Annotated in this window: 11 protein-coding genes; 7 read left to right on the forward strand and 4 right to left on the reverse strand. The window is 66.9% G+C overall.

Going from position 1 to position 16,010, the window contains the following annotated elements:
- Positions 1-5 precede the first annotated feature (5 nt).
- Positions 6-1,205, forward strand: coding sequence for an acetyl-CoA C-acyltransferase (locus AB4Y44_RS28225; RefSeq protein WP_368701452.1), 1,200 nt, complete (start codon positions 6-8; stop codon positions 1,203-1,205).
- A gap of 103 nt (positions 1,206-1,308) precedes the next feature.
- The gene (locus tag AB4Y44_RS28230; RefSeq protein WP_368701453.1) at positions 1,309-2,079 is read left to right on the forward strand and encodes an enoyl-CoA hydratase; all 771 of its coding nucleotides are present in this window, start codon (positions 1,309-1,311) and stop codon (positions 2,077-2,079) included.
- A 14-nt stretch (positions 2,080-2,093) separates the two neighbouring features.
- On the opposite strand, the gene fdhD is transcribed toward AB4Y44_RS28230, so the two are convergent.
- A complete protein-coding gene (fdhD, locus tag AB4Y44_RS28235; RefSeq protein ID WP_368701454.1) occupies positions 2,094-2,963 on the reverse strand; it encodes a formate dehydrogenase accessory sulfurtransferase FdhD in 870 nt (289 codons plus the stop codon).
- A gap of 175 nt (positions 2,964-3,138) precedes the next feature.
- Between fdhD and AB4Y44_RS28240 the strand changes: the two genes are divergently transcribed.
- Positions 3,139-3,621, forward strand: a complete 483-nt coding sequence (locus AB4Y44_RS28240) for a nitrate reductase associated protein (protein WP_342921235.1) — start codon at positions 3,139-3,141, stop codon at positions 3,619-3,621.
- Positions 3,622-3,869: 248 nt separating this feature from the next.
- On the forward strand, positions 3,870-7,385 hold the full coding sequence (locus AB4Y44_RS28245) for an EAL domain-containing protein (protein ID WP_368701455.1): 3,516 nt from the start codon (positions 3,870-3,872) through the stop codon (positions 7,383-7,385).
- 40 nt (positions 7,386-7,425) lie between these two features.
- Here AB4Y44_RS28245 and AB4Y44_RS28250 read toward each other — a convergent pair whose 3' ends face one another.
- Positions 7,426-7,821 carry an acyl-CoA thioesterase gene (locus tag AB4Y44_RS28250; RefSeq protein ID WP_028206008.1) on the reverse strand — a complete coding sequence of 132 codons (396 nt, stop codon included), beginning with the start codon at positions 7,819-7,821 and terminating at the stop codon, positions 7,426-7,428.
- 279 nt (positions 7,822-8,100) lie between these two features.
- Here AB4Y44_RS28250 and AB4Y44_RS28255 point away from each other — a divergent pair, with 279 nt between their 5' ends.
- Entirely contained in the window at positions 8,101-10,017 is a 1,917-nt protein-coding gene (locus tag AB4Y44_RS28255) for an ABC transporter ATP-binding protein/permease (protein ID WP_368701456.1), read from the forward strand.
- A 47-nt stretch (positions 10,018-10,064) separates the two neighbouring features.
- On the opposite strand, the gene murU is transcribed toward AB4Y44_RS28255, so the two are convergent.
- Complete coding sequence (gene murU / locus AB4Y44_RS28260) at positions 10,065-10,775, reverse strand: N-acetylmuramate alpha-1-phosphate uridylyltransferase MurU (RefSeq protein ID WP_342921258.1); 711 nt, start codon at positions 10,773-10,775, stop codon at positions 10,065-10,067.
- 62 nt (positions 10,776-10,837) lie between these two features.
- A complete protein-coding gene (locus AB4Y44_RS28265; RefSeq protein ID WP_368701457.1) occupies positions 10,838-11,911 on the reverse strand; it encodes an aminoglycoside phosphotransferase family protein in 1,074 nt (357 codons plus the stop codon).
- 247 nt (positions 11,912-12,158) lie between these two features.
- On the opposite strand from AB4Y44_RS28265, the gene AB4Y44_RS28270 reads away from it, so the two are divergent.
- Together AB4Y44_RS28270 and AB4Y44_RS28275 are read left to right on the forward strand one after the other, a co-directional pair.
- The gene (locus AB4Y44_RS28270) at positions 12,159-14,543 is read left to right on the forward strand and encodes an LPS-assembly protein LptD (protein ID WP_342921231.1); all 2,385 of its coding nucleotides are present in this window, start codon (positions 12,159-12,161) and stop codon (positions 14,541-14,543) included.
- A 94-nt stretch (positions 14,544-14,637) separates the two neighbouring features.
- A complete protein-coding gene (locus tag AB4Y44_RS28275; protein WP_342921230.1) occupies positions 14,638-16,005 on the forward strand; it encodes a peptidylprolyl isomerase in 1,368 nt (455 codons plus the stop codon).
- Positions 16,006-16,010: the final 5 nt, after the last annotated feature.

Consider the following 16,010-nt stretch of genomic DNA (forward strand, 5'->3'; position numbering starts at 1 on the left):
AAGAGATGAGCAAACAGTTGCAGGACGCATACATCGTCGCCGCGAGCCGCACGCCCATCGGCAAGGCGCCGCGCGGCGTGTTCAGGAACACCCGCCCGGACGAGCTGCTGGTTCACGCGATCAAGTCGGCCGTGGCGCAGGTGCCTGGCCTCGACACGAGCGTGATCGAAGACGCCATCGTCGGCTGCGCGATTCCCGAAGCCGAGCAGGGCCTGAACGTGGCGCGCATCGGCGCGCTGCTCGCGGGGCTGCCGCAGAGCGTGGGCGGCGTGACCGTCAACCGCTTCTGCGCATCGGGCCTCACGGCGCTCGCGATGGCCGCGGACCGCATCCGCGTGGGCGAGTCGGACGCGATGATCGCAGGCGGCTGCGAGTCGATGAGCATGGTGCCGATGATGGGCAACAAGCCGTCGCTCTCGCCGCACATCTTCGATCGTAACGAAGACATCGGCATCGCCTACGGCATGGGCCTCACGGCCGAGAAAGTGGCGGAGCGCTGGAAGGTGAGCCGCGAGGCGCAGGACGCGTTCTCGGTCGAATCGCACCGCCGCGCGCTCGCCGCGCAGCAGGCCGGCGAATTCAAGGACGAGATCTCGCCGTACACGCTCATCGAGCGCACGCCCGATCTCGCCACGGGCGAAGTGAAGGTCAAGGAGCGCCTGATCGAACTCGACGAGGGCCCGCGTGCCGACACCACGCTCGAAGGCCTCGCGAAGCTGCGCGCGGTGTTCGCGAACAAGGGCTCGGTCACGGCAGGCAACAGCTCGCAGACTTCGGATGGCGCGGGCGCGTTGATCGTCGTCTCCGAGAAGATCCTCAAGCAGTTCAACCTCACGCCGCTCGCGCGTTTCGTGAGCTTCGCGGTGCGCGGCGTGCCGCCGGAGATCATGGGCATCGGTCCGAAGGAAGCGATTCCGGCGGCGCTGAAGGCCGCGGGCTTGAAGCAGGACGATCTCGACTGGATCGAACTCAACGAGGCGTTCGCCGCGCAGTCGCTGGCGGTGATCCAGGACCTCGGCCTCGATCCTTCGAAGATCAACCCGCTTGGCGGCGCGATCGCGCTGGGCCACCCGCTCGGCGCAACGGGCGCGATCCGCGCCTCGACGGTCGTGCACGGCCTGCGCCGCCGCAACTACAAGTACGGCATGGTGACGATGTGTGTCGGCACCGGCATGGGTGCGGCGGGCATCATCGAGCGGCTGTAAGCGTTCATCCGACTGACGCATTGGCGTTATCGACACGGTTCGCAGACTTCACGGTCTGCGGACCGTTTTTCGTATCACGATTGGGATGCGAGGAGACAGGTTTATGAGCAACGAAATTTTGGTAGGACACGAAAACGGCGTGCTCACGATCACCATCGACCGGCCTGCGCGCAAGAACGCGCTCACGCCCGCGATGTATCAGGCGATGGCCGACACGCTCAACGGCGCGAACAAGGACGCCTCGGTACGCGCGGCGCTGCTGCGCGGCCACGCCGAGATCTTCACGGCCGGCAACGACATCGAAGACTTTCTGAAGGGGCCGCCCGCGGGCGCCGATTCGCCCGTGATCCGCTTTCTCGACGCCATCGCGGCGTTCGAGAAACCGCTCATCGCCGCGGTAAAAGGGTCGGCGATCGGCGTGGGCACGACGCTGCTGCTGCATTGCGACATGGTCTACGCCGCCGACAACGCGCGTTTTGCCGTGCCGTTCGCGCAACTCGGGCTGTGCCCCGAAGCAGCTTCGTCGCTGCTGCTGCCGCGCATTGCGGGCCACCAGGGCGCGGCAGAAAAGCTGCTGCTCGGCGAAACCTTCGATGCGGCCGAAGCGCATCGCATGGGCTTCGTGAACCGCGTGCTGCCGGCCGCCGAACTCGACGCGTTCGTTAGCGGCCAACTGGCGAAGCTCGTGGCGCTCCCGGCGGCGTCGCTGCGCGTGACGAAGTCGCTCATGAAGCGCGCGGACACGCATGAGGTCAAGACGCGCATGAGCGAAGAGTTCGTGCACTTCGGCAAGATGCTGCTCGCGCCCGAAGCGCGCGAGGCGTTCACGGCGTTTCTGGAGAAGCGCAAGCCGGATTTCCGGCAGTTCGATTAAGCGCTAACGGCGCTTCAGGCCGTTTCGTAATCGACGTACCCGGACTCGCGGCAAAAGCTCACGAGCCGCAGTCCGGCGCGCTTTGCGATGGCGATGGCGAGCGAGGAGGGCGCCGAGATCGTCGCGACCATCGGAATGCCCACGCGCGCGGCCTTGCGCACGAGTTCGTAGCTCGCGCGGCTCGAGAGGAAGACGAAGCCCTGCTGCGTGTCGGCGCGCGCCATCACGAGCTGGCCGATGAGTTTGTCGAGCGCGTTGTGGCGGCCCACGTCCTCGAAGGCGCGCAGGATCGCGCCGTGTTCGTCGCACCACGCGGCGGCGTGCAGCCCGCCTGTGAGCTTCGTGAGCGCCTGGTGCTGCGGCAACTCGCGTGCGGCGCGTGCGATGGCGTCGGGCGCGAGGCGCGCAATGAAGCCCGTATCGGGAACCTGCTCGGGTTCGAGGTCGAGCAGGTCGATGCTCTCGATGCCGCACACGCCGCAGCCGCTGCGCCCGGCGAGCGCGCGGCGCTTTTCCTTGAGTTCGACGAATGCCTGCTGCACCACGGTCAAGTGGACTTCGGCGTGCGGCAGGTCCGCATTCTCGTGCCAGTAGACCTCGATATCCTGAATATCGGCGTTGCGCCCGACGATGCCTTCGGAGATCGCGAAGCCCACGGCGAACGCTTCGAGGTCGCGCGGCGTGCACATCATGACCGCGTGCGAAATGCCGTTGAAGACGAGCGCGACAGGCCATTCCTGGCCCACGTGGTCCTCGCGTGTTTCCACGGCGCCGCCGCGGTGCCGATGCACGCGCAATTCGATGACGCCAGGCTGGCCTTCGGTTTCGAGGGGATGCGTTGCCGGATTCGTCGTCGTGATCTGCGGCCGGTCTGCGGTGCTCATTGGCGTGCGGGTTGGGGTGCGAGTTGAGGGGGGCAAGCGCAAAACTCCATCAGTCCTTGTGCGGCGCGGAACCGCAGCGCCGCCGGGGGACAGCGGGGCCGCGCCGCGCGCGGAAGGTTCTAAAATACCTCAAGCGGGCCGCCCGCGCTTATGCCCGCCTCGCGAGGATACCGTCATGGCATTGAACGAAGCTCCGCTGCTTTTCCGGTTCGAGGTCGACTCGTCGGAAAACCTCACCTTTATCCCGATGTGCGTGCGCTTCAACCTGGATCGCTTTGGTCTGCGCATTTCGCTCGCGCAATGGCAACTGCTGCCTTACGAGGACCGCCGCCTGCTGGCGTGTTTCCCCGTGGACGAGGACACGCAGATCGAGCCCAATTTCGACCACGCGCTCTTCGAGATGATGCGCACGCACGCGAACGTCGAACCCGAATGGTTCGCGCCCGAAGAAGCGCCGGCCTGGCGCGACGTGAATGCGGTGCCCGGCGGCATTGCGCTGCAGTCCGAGCTTGCCAGCCTGCAGGCGCCCGGCCTCGAGGACTGGGCGCAGCTCGATCCGTTCCAGCGCTACGTGCTCGCGAAGCTCGCGCGCAAGCCCGAGAGCAATCACGACTTCGCGCCGGCGATGCACGAGTTCGGGCTGGCGGTGCCGCGGTGATTTCCAGCCGCTGATTCCCGCCGCGTCTGCCCGCCACGATTCATCGCCGATCCCTACCCGATTCCCGCTGACCGCGGCAGCCTCGCGCCGCCGCGCGTCGTTTTCCGCTTCTTTCTCCACATTGACCCTCAAGACCCGGCCGGCCCTGCCGTTATTTCGGGTTGGCGCGTCAGGCGCCGACCGGTCGCGCGCAGTCGTGACCCATCATCCCGCGCTCACGGCGCGGGCGCGAACGACGCTCGGCATTCATGAACCTTCTTTTTTCGAAGCGCCAACTCATTAATCTGGCTGTCGTCGCGGCGGCCGTTGGCGCGAACGCTTTTGTCGCCTGGACGCAGATCGACGGTCAGCGCGAGATCGACCAGCGCGCGAGCCAGGCGGCGACGATCCGTCACGACCTCGACCGCTATCGCGACGCGCTTGGCAGCGGCGTGAGCGCGCTGGGCCGTTTCGCCGTGCAGGGCCAGCCGGAGTCAGCCGCCGCGCACGCCGCGCGCACCGCCATGCTCGACGAAACCACCCGCGCCCTGCGCGCGGAGCTGGCCGGCAACGCCGACCTCGCAGCCGGCTTCGACGCCTTGGCGGGGCAGGGCGCCACGATTGCGAGTGAGATCGACGTGACGCTTGCGCGCGCCGGGCAGCGCGTCGCCGACGAGCGCGGGCAGGCGGCCGTGGCGGCGGGGGCGAGCGGGACCGTGGCAGCGCAGGTTGTGCCGGCTGATGGCGCGGCCAGCCAGGAATTCGGCACGGCCATGCCCGCGAATGCCGCGCGCTCGCCCGCAGCGCCGTGGGGGGGCCGCGAGGCGCTCGCCCGCAACGCCGGCGCCGCGAAGACGACTCAACCCGGCAACACCGCAGACGCGCGCATGGCCGGTCATGTCGTGACCGGCACGATCCTGCCACTGCACGCCGCGGCGGATGAGGCGGCGAGCGCCGCGACGCTGGATACCCTGACGGTGGCACCGGCTGTCACGAACGGTGCCCAGAACCCCATCACTGCGGCCGCTGCGCTGCCTGACCCGGCAACGCCGTCGCCCGCCACGGCCGCGTGGCTCGCCGGCGAATACATCCGCATCGACAACCTCGTGGACCAGCTCGACGGGCAGCTCGCGTCGCTGCAGCGCGCGGAGGACCTGGCGCTCGCCGCGGCGCTCGCCGACTCGGCGCGCTCGGGCGGCCGCGCGCTGTTGCTGCTGATCGTGACGATGCTCGCGGGCGCGACGCTCCTCATCTACATGTTCGGCGCGCGCGAGAGCGCCGCCCGCGAAAAGCTGCGCGCCGTGAGCGGCATGCGCCTGCGCAGCGAGCGCTTTCAGGGCCTGTTCGACGCGCATCCGGTGCCGATGTACGTGTTCGACCGCGAGACGCTGCGCTTTCTCGCCGTGAACGCCGCTGCGATCCAGCAGTACGGCTACACCGAGGAAGAGTTCCTCACCATGACGATCCGCGATATCCGTCCCGCCGAGGACGTCTCGCGGCTCGAGCAACACCTCACGCGCTCGGACATGGTCACGCAGAACGTGCGCATGATGGCCGGCATCTGGCACCATCGCCGCCGCGACGGCTCGATCATCAGCGCCGACATCTCGCATCATTCGCTCACCTTCCTCGGCCGCGACGCCGTGTTCGTGCTCGCCGACGACGTGACCGAGCAGATCAAGGCCGAAGCGGAGGCGCAGCGCTCGAACCAGATGCTCGAGTCGGTGATCGACAACATCCCGCAGCGCATCTTCTGGAAGGACGCGCAGTCGCGCTATCTCGGCTGCAACATGACCTTTGCGCGCGACGCGGGCCTCGCGTATCCCGAGCAGATCATCGGCAAGTCCGACGACGACCTGCCGTGGCGCGCCTACGCCGACGGCATGCGCGAACAGGACCGCGAGGTGATCGAGTCGGGGCTGCCGCGCATCAACTATGAGGACAACCACACGATCGACGGCCTGCACCGCACGACGCTCACGAGCAAGCTGCCGCTGCTCGACGGCGATGGCCGCGTGATCGGCGTGCTCGGCTCGTACTCGGACACCACCGAAAGCAAGCGCGCCGACCTCGCGCTGCGCCTGCAAAGCCGCGCGCTCGACGCGTGCGTGAACGCCATTCTGATCACCGCGCCGGGCCCGGGCGGCAGCAATCTGATCGAGTACGCGAATCCGGCGTTTCGCCGCATCACGGGCTTCGATCCGGCCGAGGTGATCGGCCAGGACTGCCGCCTCCTGCAGCGCGACGACCGCGATCAGGACGGCCTCATCGCAGTGCGCAAGGCGCTGCTGTCCAATCGCGAAGTGAGCGCCGTGCTGCGCAACTACCGCAAGGACGGCGCGCTCTTCTGGAACCAGTTGCTGATCGCGCCGGTGCCCGATCTCGATGGCCGCATCACGCATCACATCGGCATCATCAACGACGTGACCGAGTTGATCCGCTACCAGGAGCAGCTCGAATACCAGGCGAACTACGACAGCCTCACGCTGCTGCCCAACCGCAACCTGCTGCGCGACCGTCTCCAGCACGCACTGCTCGCGGCGCAGCGGCACGACACGGGCGTGGCCGTGGTGTTCATCGACCTCGACGGCTTCAAGAACGTCAACGACAGTCTCGGCCACAGCGTGGGCGACCGGCTGCTGGGCGTGGTGGCCGAGCGGCTGCAGCGCTGCACGCGCACGGCCGACACGGTCGCGCGCCATGGCGGCGACGAGTTTGTGATCGTGCTCACCGACACCATTGACGAGAAGTCGCTGATCGGCTGGATGGAGCGGGCGCGCTCGCTGATCTCGGAGCCCGTGTGGATCGACGGCACCGAGCTGTATGTGGGCTGCAGCATGGGTGCAAGCGTCTACCCGCAGGACGGCAACGACGCCGAAACGCTCATGAAGAAGGCCGACGTCGCGATGTACCGCGCGAAGGACATGGGCCGCAACACGTTCCAGTTTTTCGAGCCCGAAATGAACGCGAATGTGGGCGCGCGCCTGAATCTCGAACGGCGCCTGCGCCGCGCGCTGCGCGACAGCGAGTTCCTGCTGCACTACCAGCCGCAGGTGGAGATCGAGGGCGGGCGCATCATCGGCATGGAGGCGCTGGTGCGTTGGCGCGATCCGGAGGTGGGGCTCGTGTCGCCTGCGCAGTTCATTCCCGTGGCCGAGGAGAGCGGCCTGATCGGCCCGCTTTCCGACTGGGTGCTGCGCGAGGCCTGCCGGCAGAATCGTGCGTGGCAGCTCGCGGGGCTGCCGCCCGTGCGCGTGTCCGTGAACTTCTCGGCGAAGACGTTCCACCAGCGCGACATCGCGCAGCTCGTGAAGGACGTGCTGCAGGAAACCGGCCTCGAAGCCTGCTGGCTCGAAATCGAGCTGACCGAGAGCACGCTCATGCGCAACGCCGAAGAGGCCGTGTCGATGTTGAACGAGCTGCACGCGCTGGGCATCGGCATCGCCATCGACGACTTCGGCACCGGCTATTCGAGCCTGAGCTACCTGAAGCGCCTGCCCGTGGACCGGCTCAAGATCGACCGCTCGTTCGTGGCCGACATCGGCACGAGCAGCGACGACGAAACGATCACGGCGGCCATCATCGCGCTGGCGCACGAGCTGCAGTTGCAGGTGATCGCGGAAGGGGTGGAGACTTCGGCGCAGTTCGCCTTCCTGCGCGAGCGCGCGTGCGACGAGCTGCAAGGCTACTTCTTCGCGCCGCCGCTACCCGGCGACGAGGCCGCGGCACTGTTGCGCGCGAGCGCAACCTACGAGGAAGCGCCCGGGCTCGCATGGACGGGGTGAGCCCGGCGCCGCGGCCGGGCGTTCGCGGCTGCGTTGCCTTTTATTCGATAGGCGGCAGCTGACGCGGGCGGCGGTCCGCGCCGGTCGCGACATAGGTGAGCGTGGCTTCCGTCACCTTGACGACTTCCTCCTGGAGGCGCATGCGCTGCGCGTACACCTCGACCTCGACGGTCACCGAGGTGTTGCCGGTCTTGACGATGTCGGCGTAGAAGCTCAGCAGATCACCCACGAACACCGGTTGCTTGAACACGAACGAGTTCACCGCGACGGTCGCGACGCGTCCGTTGGCGCGGCGGCTCGCCGGAATCGAGCCGGCAATGTCGACTTGCGCCATGATCCAGCCGCCGAAGACGTCGCCGTGAACGTTGGCGTCCGAAGGCTGCGGCACGACGCGCAGCGCAGGCGATTTTTGGGGGAGCGGGAAGGAGTCGGTCATCGGGCTTCCATGAAAAGGGATCGAACGGCGCAGGGCGTTGCGGCGCGGGCCTGGGGCGCCCAGCGGCGCGCGCCGCCTTCTGCGACAATACGTTGATCAGGAATTGTACGGGAAAGCCTAAGGCGCGGCGGGCGGTCGATTAGGGCCCTCCACCTTCGCGAAACCCGTCGCCAGGAACCTCACATCAGCCCCACTTGACTCGCCGCGCCGTTTGCGCCGCGCCAGCTTCCGGTCCCCGAACCGGCCCTGGCGCGCCATCTGGCACAGGCATCTCGTCCCATGCGCCGCTTTCCCGCTTCCAACGAACCCGCGCTGCCCGCCACCGGGCCGCGCAACGACTGGCAGACGATCGTTTCGCTGCTGCCTTACCTCACGGCCTACAAATGGCGCGTGGCGTTCGCGCTCACCTGCCTGATCGGCGCGAAGGTGGCCAACCTCGGCGTGCCGATCGTGATGAAGCACATCGTCGACGGTCTCGCCTCGGTACGTCATCTCACGGCGCTCGGCCGTGCGGAGCACGCACCCGGCATCGTGCTCGCGGGCGGCATCGGACTGCTCGTGGTGGCATACGCCATCGTGCGTCTGTCGACGTCGCTGTTCACCGAACTGCGCGAAATCCTCTTTTCGAAGGTGACCGAGAGCGCCGTGCGTCAGCTCGCGCTCAAAGTGTTCCGCCATCTGCATGCGCTCTCGCTGCGCTTTCATCTTGAACGGCAGACGGGCGGCATGTCGCGCGATATCGAGCGCGGTACGCGCGGCATTACGCAGCTCATTTCGTACTCGCTCTACAGCATCCTGCCGACGCTCGTGGAAGTGGGCCTCGTGCTCGGCTTCTTCGTGGTGAAGTACGAGGCGTACTACGCGATCGTCACGCTCATCGCGCTCGTGGCCTACATCCTGTTCACGGTGAAGGTGACGGAGTGGCGCACGCATTTCCGCCGCACGATGAACGAGCTCGATTCGCGCGCGAATGCACGCGCGATCGATTCGCTCATCAACTATGAGACCGTGAAGTACTTCGGCAACGAAGAGTGGGAGACGAAGCGCTACGACGAGAACCTGCACCGCTACCGGCAGGCCGCGATCAAGTCGCAGCACTCGCTTTCCGCGCTCAACTTCGGGCAGCAGGCGATCATCGGCACCGGGCTCGTGTTCATCCTCTGGCGCGCCACCCAGGGCGTGATGGCGGGGCGGCTCACGCTCGGCGACCTCGTGCTCATCAACACCTTCATGCTGCAGCTCTACATTCCGCTGAATTTTCTCGGCGTGGTGTATCGGGAGCTCAAGCAAAGCCTCACCGACATGGACCGCATGTTCACGCTGCTCACCGTCGAGCGCGAAGTGGCCGACGTGCCCGGCGCGCAGGCGCTTGCGGTGCGCGGCGGCGAGGTGCGCTTTGCGCACGTGAACTTCGCGTATGAGCCGTCGCGTCAGATTCTGCACGACCTGAGCTTCACGATTGCGGCGGGCACGACCACAGCCGTGGTGGGGCATAGCGGCTCGGGCAAGTCCACGCTCGCGCGGCTTCTGTTCCGCTTCTACGATCTCGATCGCACCGATCCTGGCAAAAGCGGCGGCGCCATTACGATTGACGGCCAGGATATCCGCGACGTCACGCAGGATTCGTTGCGCGCCTCGATCGGCATCGTGCCGCAGGACACGGTGCTGTTCAACGACTCGATCTACTACAACATCGCCTATGGCCGGCCCACGGCGACCCGCGAGGAAGTGATCGCGGCGGCGCGCGCGGCGCACATTCATGCGTTCATCGAGAGCCTGCCCAAGGGCTACGACACGCCCGTGGGCGAGCGCGGCCTCAAGCTTTCGGGCGGCGAGAAGCAGCGTGTGGCGATCGCGCGCACGCTGCTCAAGAATCCGCCGATCCTGCTGTTCGACGAGGCGACGTCAGCGCTCGATTCGCGCTCGGAGCGCGCCATCCAGCACGAACTCGACCAGATCGCGCGCGAGCGCACGACGCTCGTGATCGCGCACCGGCTCTCGACCGTCGTGCACGCACAGCAGATCATCGTGATGGATCATGGGCGCATCGTCGAGCGCGGCACGCATGCGCAATTGCTGCACGCGGGCGGACACTATGCGCAGATGTGGGCGCTTCAGCAGCAGAAGGCGGGTGAGGCGCCCCAGTCGCAGTCACAACAGGGGCAGGTGGAGTTGCCGGCGGCGGGTGGAAACTGAAGGAGCCCGCCGCGCCGGCGTTGGCACGACGCTTTGCGTCGCGGGTTTCAGCCGTGATGCGCGCGGGTCGAATTGCGCAGCGCGGCGTCGAGCGCTTCGAGCTGCGCGGGCGTGCCGACGTTTTCCCAGACGCCTTCGTATAGCTCGCCGCTCACGCGTCCTTGCGCAATCGCCTCGCGATAGTACGGCGTGAGCGCGCGCTTCGTGCCGGGAGCGAGATCGCGGAACATGCGCGTGTCATAGAGGCCGATATTGCCGAACGTGTAGCGCGGCGCGCCGTCGAGCGCGAGTCGGCCGTCGGCGCCCAGCGCGAAGTCGCCCTTCGGGTGGAACGGCGGGTTCGGCACCATCACGAGATGCATACCCGGCTGCGCTTGCGCCGCGAGCGCTTGCGCGTGCGTGTTCAGGCGCGCGAAATCGTAAGCGCTGTAGACGTCGCCGCTCACCGCGAGGAACACCTCGGGCGTGCCCATCGACTCGATGAGCGGCAGCGCGTGGGCAATGCCGCCCGCCGTTTCGAGCGCGTCGTGCTCGGGCGAGTAGTGGAGCGTCACGCCAAAGCGCGCGCCGTCGCCGAGCGCGGCTTCGATCTGCGCGCCGAGCCATGCGTGATTGATGACAATGCGCGTGTAGCCCGCCGCGGCGAGCCGCTCGATCTGCCACACGACGAGCGGTTTGCCGCCCACGGCGAGGAGCGGCTTCGGGCAGGTGTCGGTGAGCGGGCGCATGCGCTCGCCGCGTCCGGCGGCGAAGATCATGGCGGTGCGGCCGTGGCCCGCCGTGGCCGGCGTGTGATTCGATTGGGTCATGACGGCCCGTTTCAGAAGGTGTAAGCGACTTCGACGGCGCTGCCCTGCAGCTCGTCGATGAGCCGCGCGAACGGCGCGAGCGGGCGGTAGCGGTGCGCGACCTTGCTCGCGTAGGCGAGAAAGCGCGGCAGGTCGGCCATGTAATGCGGTTTGGCGTCGCGATAGTTGATGCGGCAGAACAGGCCAAGCACCTTGATGTGGCGCTGCAGTCCCATCCACTCGAGCTGGCGGTAGAACTCGCCGAAGTCGGCATCGACGGGCAGTCCCGCCTTCTTCGCGCGCTCCCAGTAGTGCGCGAAGCAGTCGAGTTCGAACTCCTCGTCCCAGCTCAGGAACGCGTCGCGCAGCAGCGAGACGACATCGTAGGTGATCGGGCCGTACACGGCGTCCTGGAAGTCGAGCACGCCGGGGTTGGGCGTGGCGATCATCAGGTTGCGGGGCATGAAATCGCGCAGCATGAAGCTTTGCGGCTGCGCGCGGGCGCTCGCCACGAGCAGGGCGAAGGTGCGCTCGAGCACGCCGCGCGTGGCTTCGTCCACCTTGCGGCCAAGATGGCGCTCCAGATACCACTCGGGCATCAGCTCCATCTCGCGGCGCATGAAAGCTTCGTCGAACTCCGGCAGCACGCCCGGCCGCGAACTGAGCTGCCAGCGGATCAGCGCGTCGATGGCGTGGCGCATCAGTTCGCGCGAGCGCGCGCCCGGGCCGGCTTCCTGCAGCGCATTCAGGTAGGGCGCGGTGCCGAGATCGGTCACGAGCATGAAGCCCGCGTCGAAATCGGCTTCGAGCACGCGCGGCACGTGTACGCCGGCCGCCTCGAGCAGCTGTGCGATCTGGGCGAATTCGCGGCTTTTTTCGGGCGGCGGGGCGTCGACGGCGATCAGCGACGCGCCGTGCGCGCCCGCACTCGCGAGGCGGAAATAGCGCCGAAAGCTCGCGTCGGCCGAGGCCGGGGCGAGCGTTGCGAGGTCGAGGGCGTACTGGCCGGCGTGGCTGCCGAGCCAGGCGGCGAGCAGGTCGCGGCGATTGTCGGTCGGAGAGGCGCCAGGGGCAGCGGCGGGAGAATGCGCGGCAGAAAAGGTCATGAAAGCCAGAGGCAAAATCAGTGGATCAACGTCTTGCCATATAATACCCCACGACTTTTTTGACGCGACTCGCGCCAAAGCCCGCATGACGGTTCGCTCGCCGCATTCATCGTCGCTCCAGGGGGGCGATGAATTGTAATTATTTGTTTGCAGCCCGGCCTCGATCCGGTTCATCGGGAGGCGGGTGCCCAGGCGGGCCACCATCATGGAGAGGGCAGGCGGCCGGGCCGATTCGCCAAAACCATACATGCCGCCCAGACAGTTTTTCCAGACGATCTCCCCTAGTGACGACGGCGTGCCGGGCAAGCGGCGGCTCATCGCGGCACTCCTGGCCGTACCGGGTCTGGTGCCCGCGCTCGCGCACGCCCAGCTCTCGGGCGCGGCCGCGCAGCCCGAGCAGCTCGACGGCCCGTGGAGCCTGCGGCTCGCGCCGCAACTCGAGGATCATCCCAATGCGTCCGGCCAGCACCCGGCGACGTTCGTGCTCGGCGATTCGACGACGGGCACGGTGGACACCGACCTCGCCGTGAAAGGCGCGTCCGAGCTGCGTCAGGGTTCGAACGTGGTGAAGGGCGACGCCCTGCACTACGACCAGGACACCGACATGGCCAATGCCTACGGCAATGTCACGGTCGTGCAGAACGGCACGACGTTCTCGGGGCCCGAGGCGCATCTGAAGGTCGAGGCGAACGAGGGCTTCATGCCCGCGCCGAAGTACCATTTCACGCTCACGGGCGGCTCGGGCAGCGCCGCGCGCGCCGACCTGCTGGACAGCGAGCGCTCGGTGCTCACGACCGGCACCTACACCGCGTGCCACTGCTCGACCAATCCGGCCTGGTACATCAAGGGCAGCGAGTTCGATTTCGACACCGGCAGCGACGAAGGCGTCGCGCACAACGCCGTGCTGTTCTTCCAGGACGTGCCGATCTTCGCGAGCCCGTGGCTGTCGTTCCCGCTTTCGGGCGACCGCCGCAGCGGCCTGCTGCCGCCGACGTTCTCGGTCAGCTCGACGAACGGCTACGAAATCTCGCTGCCGTATTACTTCAACATCGCGCCGAACCGCGACTTCACGTTCACGCCCGAGATCATCTCGAAGCGCGGCGTGTTCCTGCAGGGCAACTACCGGTATCTCTCGACGAATTACTCGGGCTCGATCACCGGGACCTTCCTGCCGGACGACGCGATTACGAAGACGAACCGCTACGCGCTGTTCATCCAGCACAACCAGAACTTCGGCAACGGGTTCGGCGGTTACGTCTACTACAACAAGGTCTCGGACAACACCTATCCGTCGGACCTGTCGTCGCCGGCCAACCAGTTCCTGAACGGTACGCAGACGCTGTACCAGCAGGAAGCCGGCCTCACGTACAACAACGGGCCGTGGTCCGTGCTGGGCCGCTACCAGCACTGGCAGACGGTCGAGTCGTCGACGCCGCCCTATGGCCGTGAGCCGCAGTTGAACGTGAAGTACGCGAAGTACAACGTCGGCGGCTTCGACTACGGCATGGAAGCCGACTACTCGCGCTTCCGCATCACGGAAGACAATGCGACCGAAGGCGACCGCGTCGTCTTCAACCCGTACGTGTCGTACTCCCTGATGGGTCCGGGTTACTTCGTCACGCCGAAGGTACAGTGGCACTTCGCGTCGTACAACCTGAGCAACATCGGCCCGGCGGGCACGACCTTCGGCTCGCCGGTCGGCACGCCGAAGAGCTTCACCGAATCGATCCCGACCTTCAGTTTCGACACGGGCCTCGTATTCGACCGCTCGGTCCACCTGTTCGGTCAGGATTACATCCAGACACTGGAACCGCGCCTGTACTACGTGTACACGCCGTACCGCAACCAGCAGTTCGCGCCCCTTTTCGATACCGCCGAGTCGGACTTCGGCCTCGCGGAAATCTTCACGCCGAACACCTTCGTCGGCAACGACCGCATCGCCGACGCGAACCGCCTGACGGCCGCGCTGACCACGCGCTTCATCGACCCGGCTTCGGGCGACGAGCGCGCGCGTTTCGTGATCGCGCAGCAGTACTACTTCCAGGATCAGCGCGTCACGCTCAACTCGGGCGAAAGCACGAGTCAGGCGACGCATTCGGACCTGATTGCGGGCGCCGCCCTGAAAATCGGGGCCGGTTTCGCTTCGGAAACGGCGTTCCAATATAATGCCGACAGCAACCAGCTCACCAAGGCGAGCATCGGTTTCGGGTACAGCCCGGGAACGAGCCGCGTGCTGAACGTGGCCTACCGCTACACGCGCGCGAACACGACGCTCGACTTCCAGCCGATCAATCAGGTTCTGATCTCGGCTCAATGGCCGTTCTCGCACCGGGTGTACGCCGTGGGCCGCTTCAACTACGATCTGAACGGCCATCGGATCGTCGACGGCCTGGTCGGCATGCAGTACGACGCCGACTGCTGGGTGCTCGGGGTCGGCCTGCAGCGTTACGCGAACGGGCTCAATACGTCGGGCACGCCGAATTCGTCAACGCGGTTTCTCGCGCAGCTTACGCTCAAGGGACTGTCGAACGTCGACAACGGGCTGGTGGCGGCGTTCCGCACGGCAGTGCCGGGGTACACGCAGCTGCCGGGTCAGGCGCCGCCGGACTCGCGCTTCACTGATTATCAATAACGCGTGATCCGGAGCGCTTTGCTTGCGCCTCGGGGCAACGCGGTGTCGGTTGCATAGAGACGGGCGAAGCGTGCCCGCCAACATTGGAGTATCTGTGGGAATCATGAAAAAGCTTCGCCTGGCAGCGTACGCTGCGAGTCTCTTCGCCGTTGCAGGCGTGTTGCCGGCCGCGCCGGCGCAAGCTCAAGGTCTCCCGGCTGGCAACGGCCAGACGGTCGACACGATCGCCGCAGTCGTCAATGACGGCGTGATCACGCAGCGCGAGCTCGACAGCCGCGCCGAAATGATTGCTCACCGGCTGCAGCAGCAGAACGCGCCGGTTCCGCCCGACGAGCAGTTGCGCGCGCAGGTGCTCAACCAGATGGTGCTCGAGCGCATTCAGCTCCAGAAGGCCAAGGAAGACGGCATCACCGTCGACGACGCCGCCGTGCAGCGCACGCTGGAGCGCCTCGCCCAGGCCAACGGTATGGATCTCGCCACCTATCGCGCGCGCATCGAGGCGGCCGGCGTGCCCTGGACCACGTTCACGCGCGACGCACGTACGGAGCTCACGCTCTCGAAGCTGCGCGAGAAGGAAGTGGACAGCAAGGTCACGGTGTCCGACGCCGAAGTCGCGAACTACATCGCGAGCCAGCGCGGACCGAACGCGGGCCAGTCGAGCGACCTGCACTTCCAGCACATCTTCATCAAGGCGCCGCTGAACGCCTCGGAAACCGACATCGAAGCCGCGCAGGCGAAGGCCAATGCGCTGCTCAAGGAAGCGCAGTCGGGTAGCAAGTTCGAGAGCCTCGCGAAGTCGAACTCGCAGGCGAGCGACGCGGGCAAGGGCGGCGACATGGGCTTCCTGCCGCAGTCGAAGCTGCCGCCCGAATTCGTGACCGCCGCTTCCACGCTGCGTCCGGGCGAGGTGAACCCCTCGGTGATCCGCACCAACGACGGCTTCGAGGTCGTGCGCCTCGTCGAGCGCCGCCAGGGCCAGGGCACGGCCGCCGACGCGCCCAAGCTCGTGCAAACGCACGTGCGCCACATCCTGCTGCGCGTGGGCGACGGCATGTCCGAGCCCCAGGCGCGCCAGAAGCTGCTCGAAATCCGCCAGGAAATCGCGGCGGGCGGCGACTTCGCAAAGTTCGCGCGCACCTATTCGCAGGACGGCTCGGCCTCGCAGGGCGGCGACCTCGGCTGGATCAGCCCGGGTGAGACCGTGCCTGAATTCGAGCGCGCCATGAATACGCTGCAGGACGGCCAGCTGAGCGAGCCGGTGCGCACCGAGTACGGCTACCACCTGATCCAGGTGCTGGGCCGCCGCGACGCCGAAGGCTCGATCGCGCAGCAAATGGAACTCGCGCGCCAGGCCATCGGCCAGCGCAAGGCGGAGCAGGCCTACGCCGACTGGCTGCGTCAGCTGCGCGACAGTGCCTACGTCGATTACAAGATCGCCGGCATGACGCCGCCGCACAACTAAGAGTC

Source organism: Paraburkholderia sp. BR10937, from assembly GCF_040965695.1.
Classification (GTDB): domain Bacteria; phylum Pseudomonadota; class Gammaproteobacteria; order Burkholderiales; family Burkholderiaceae; genus Paraburkholderia.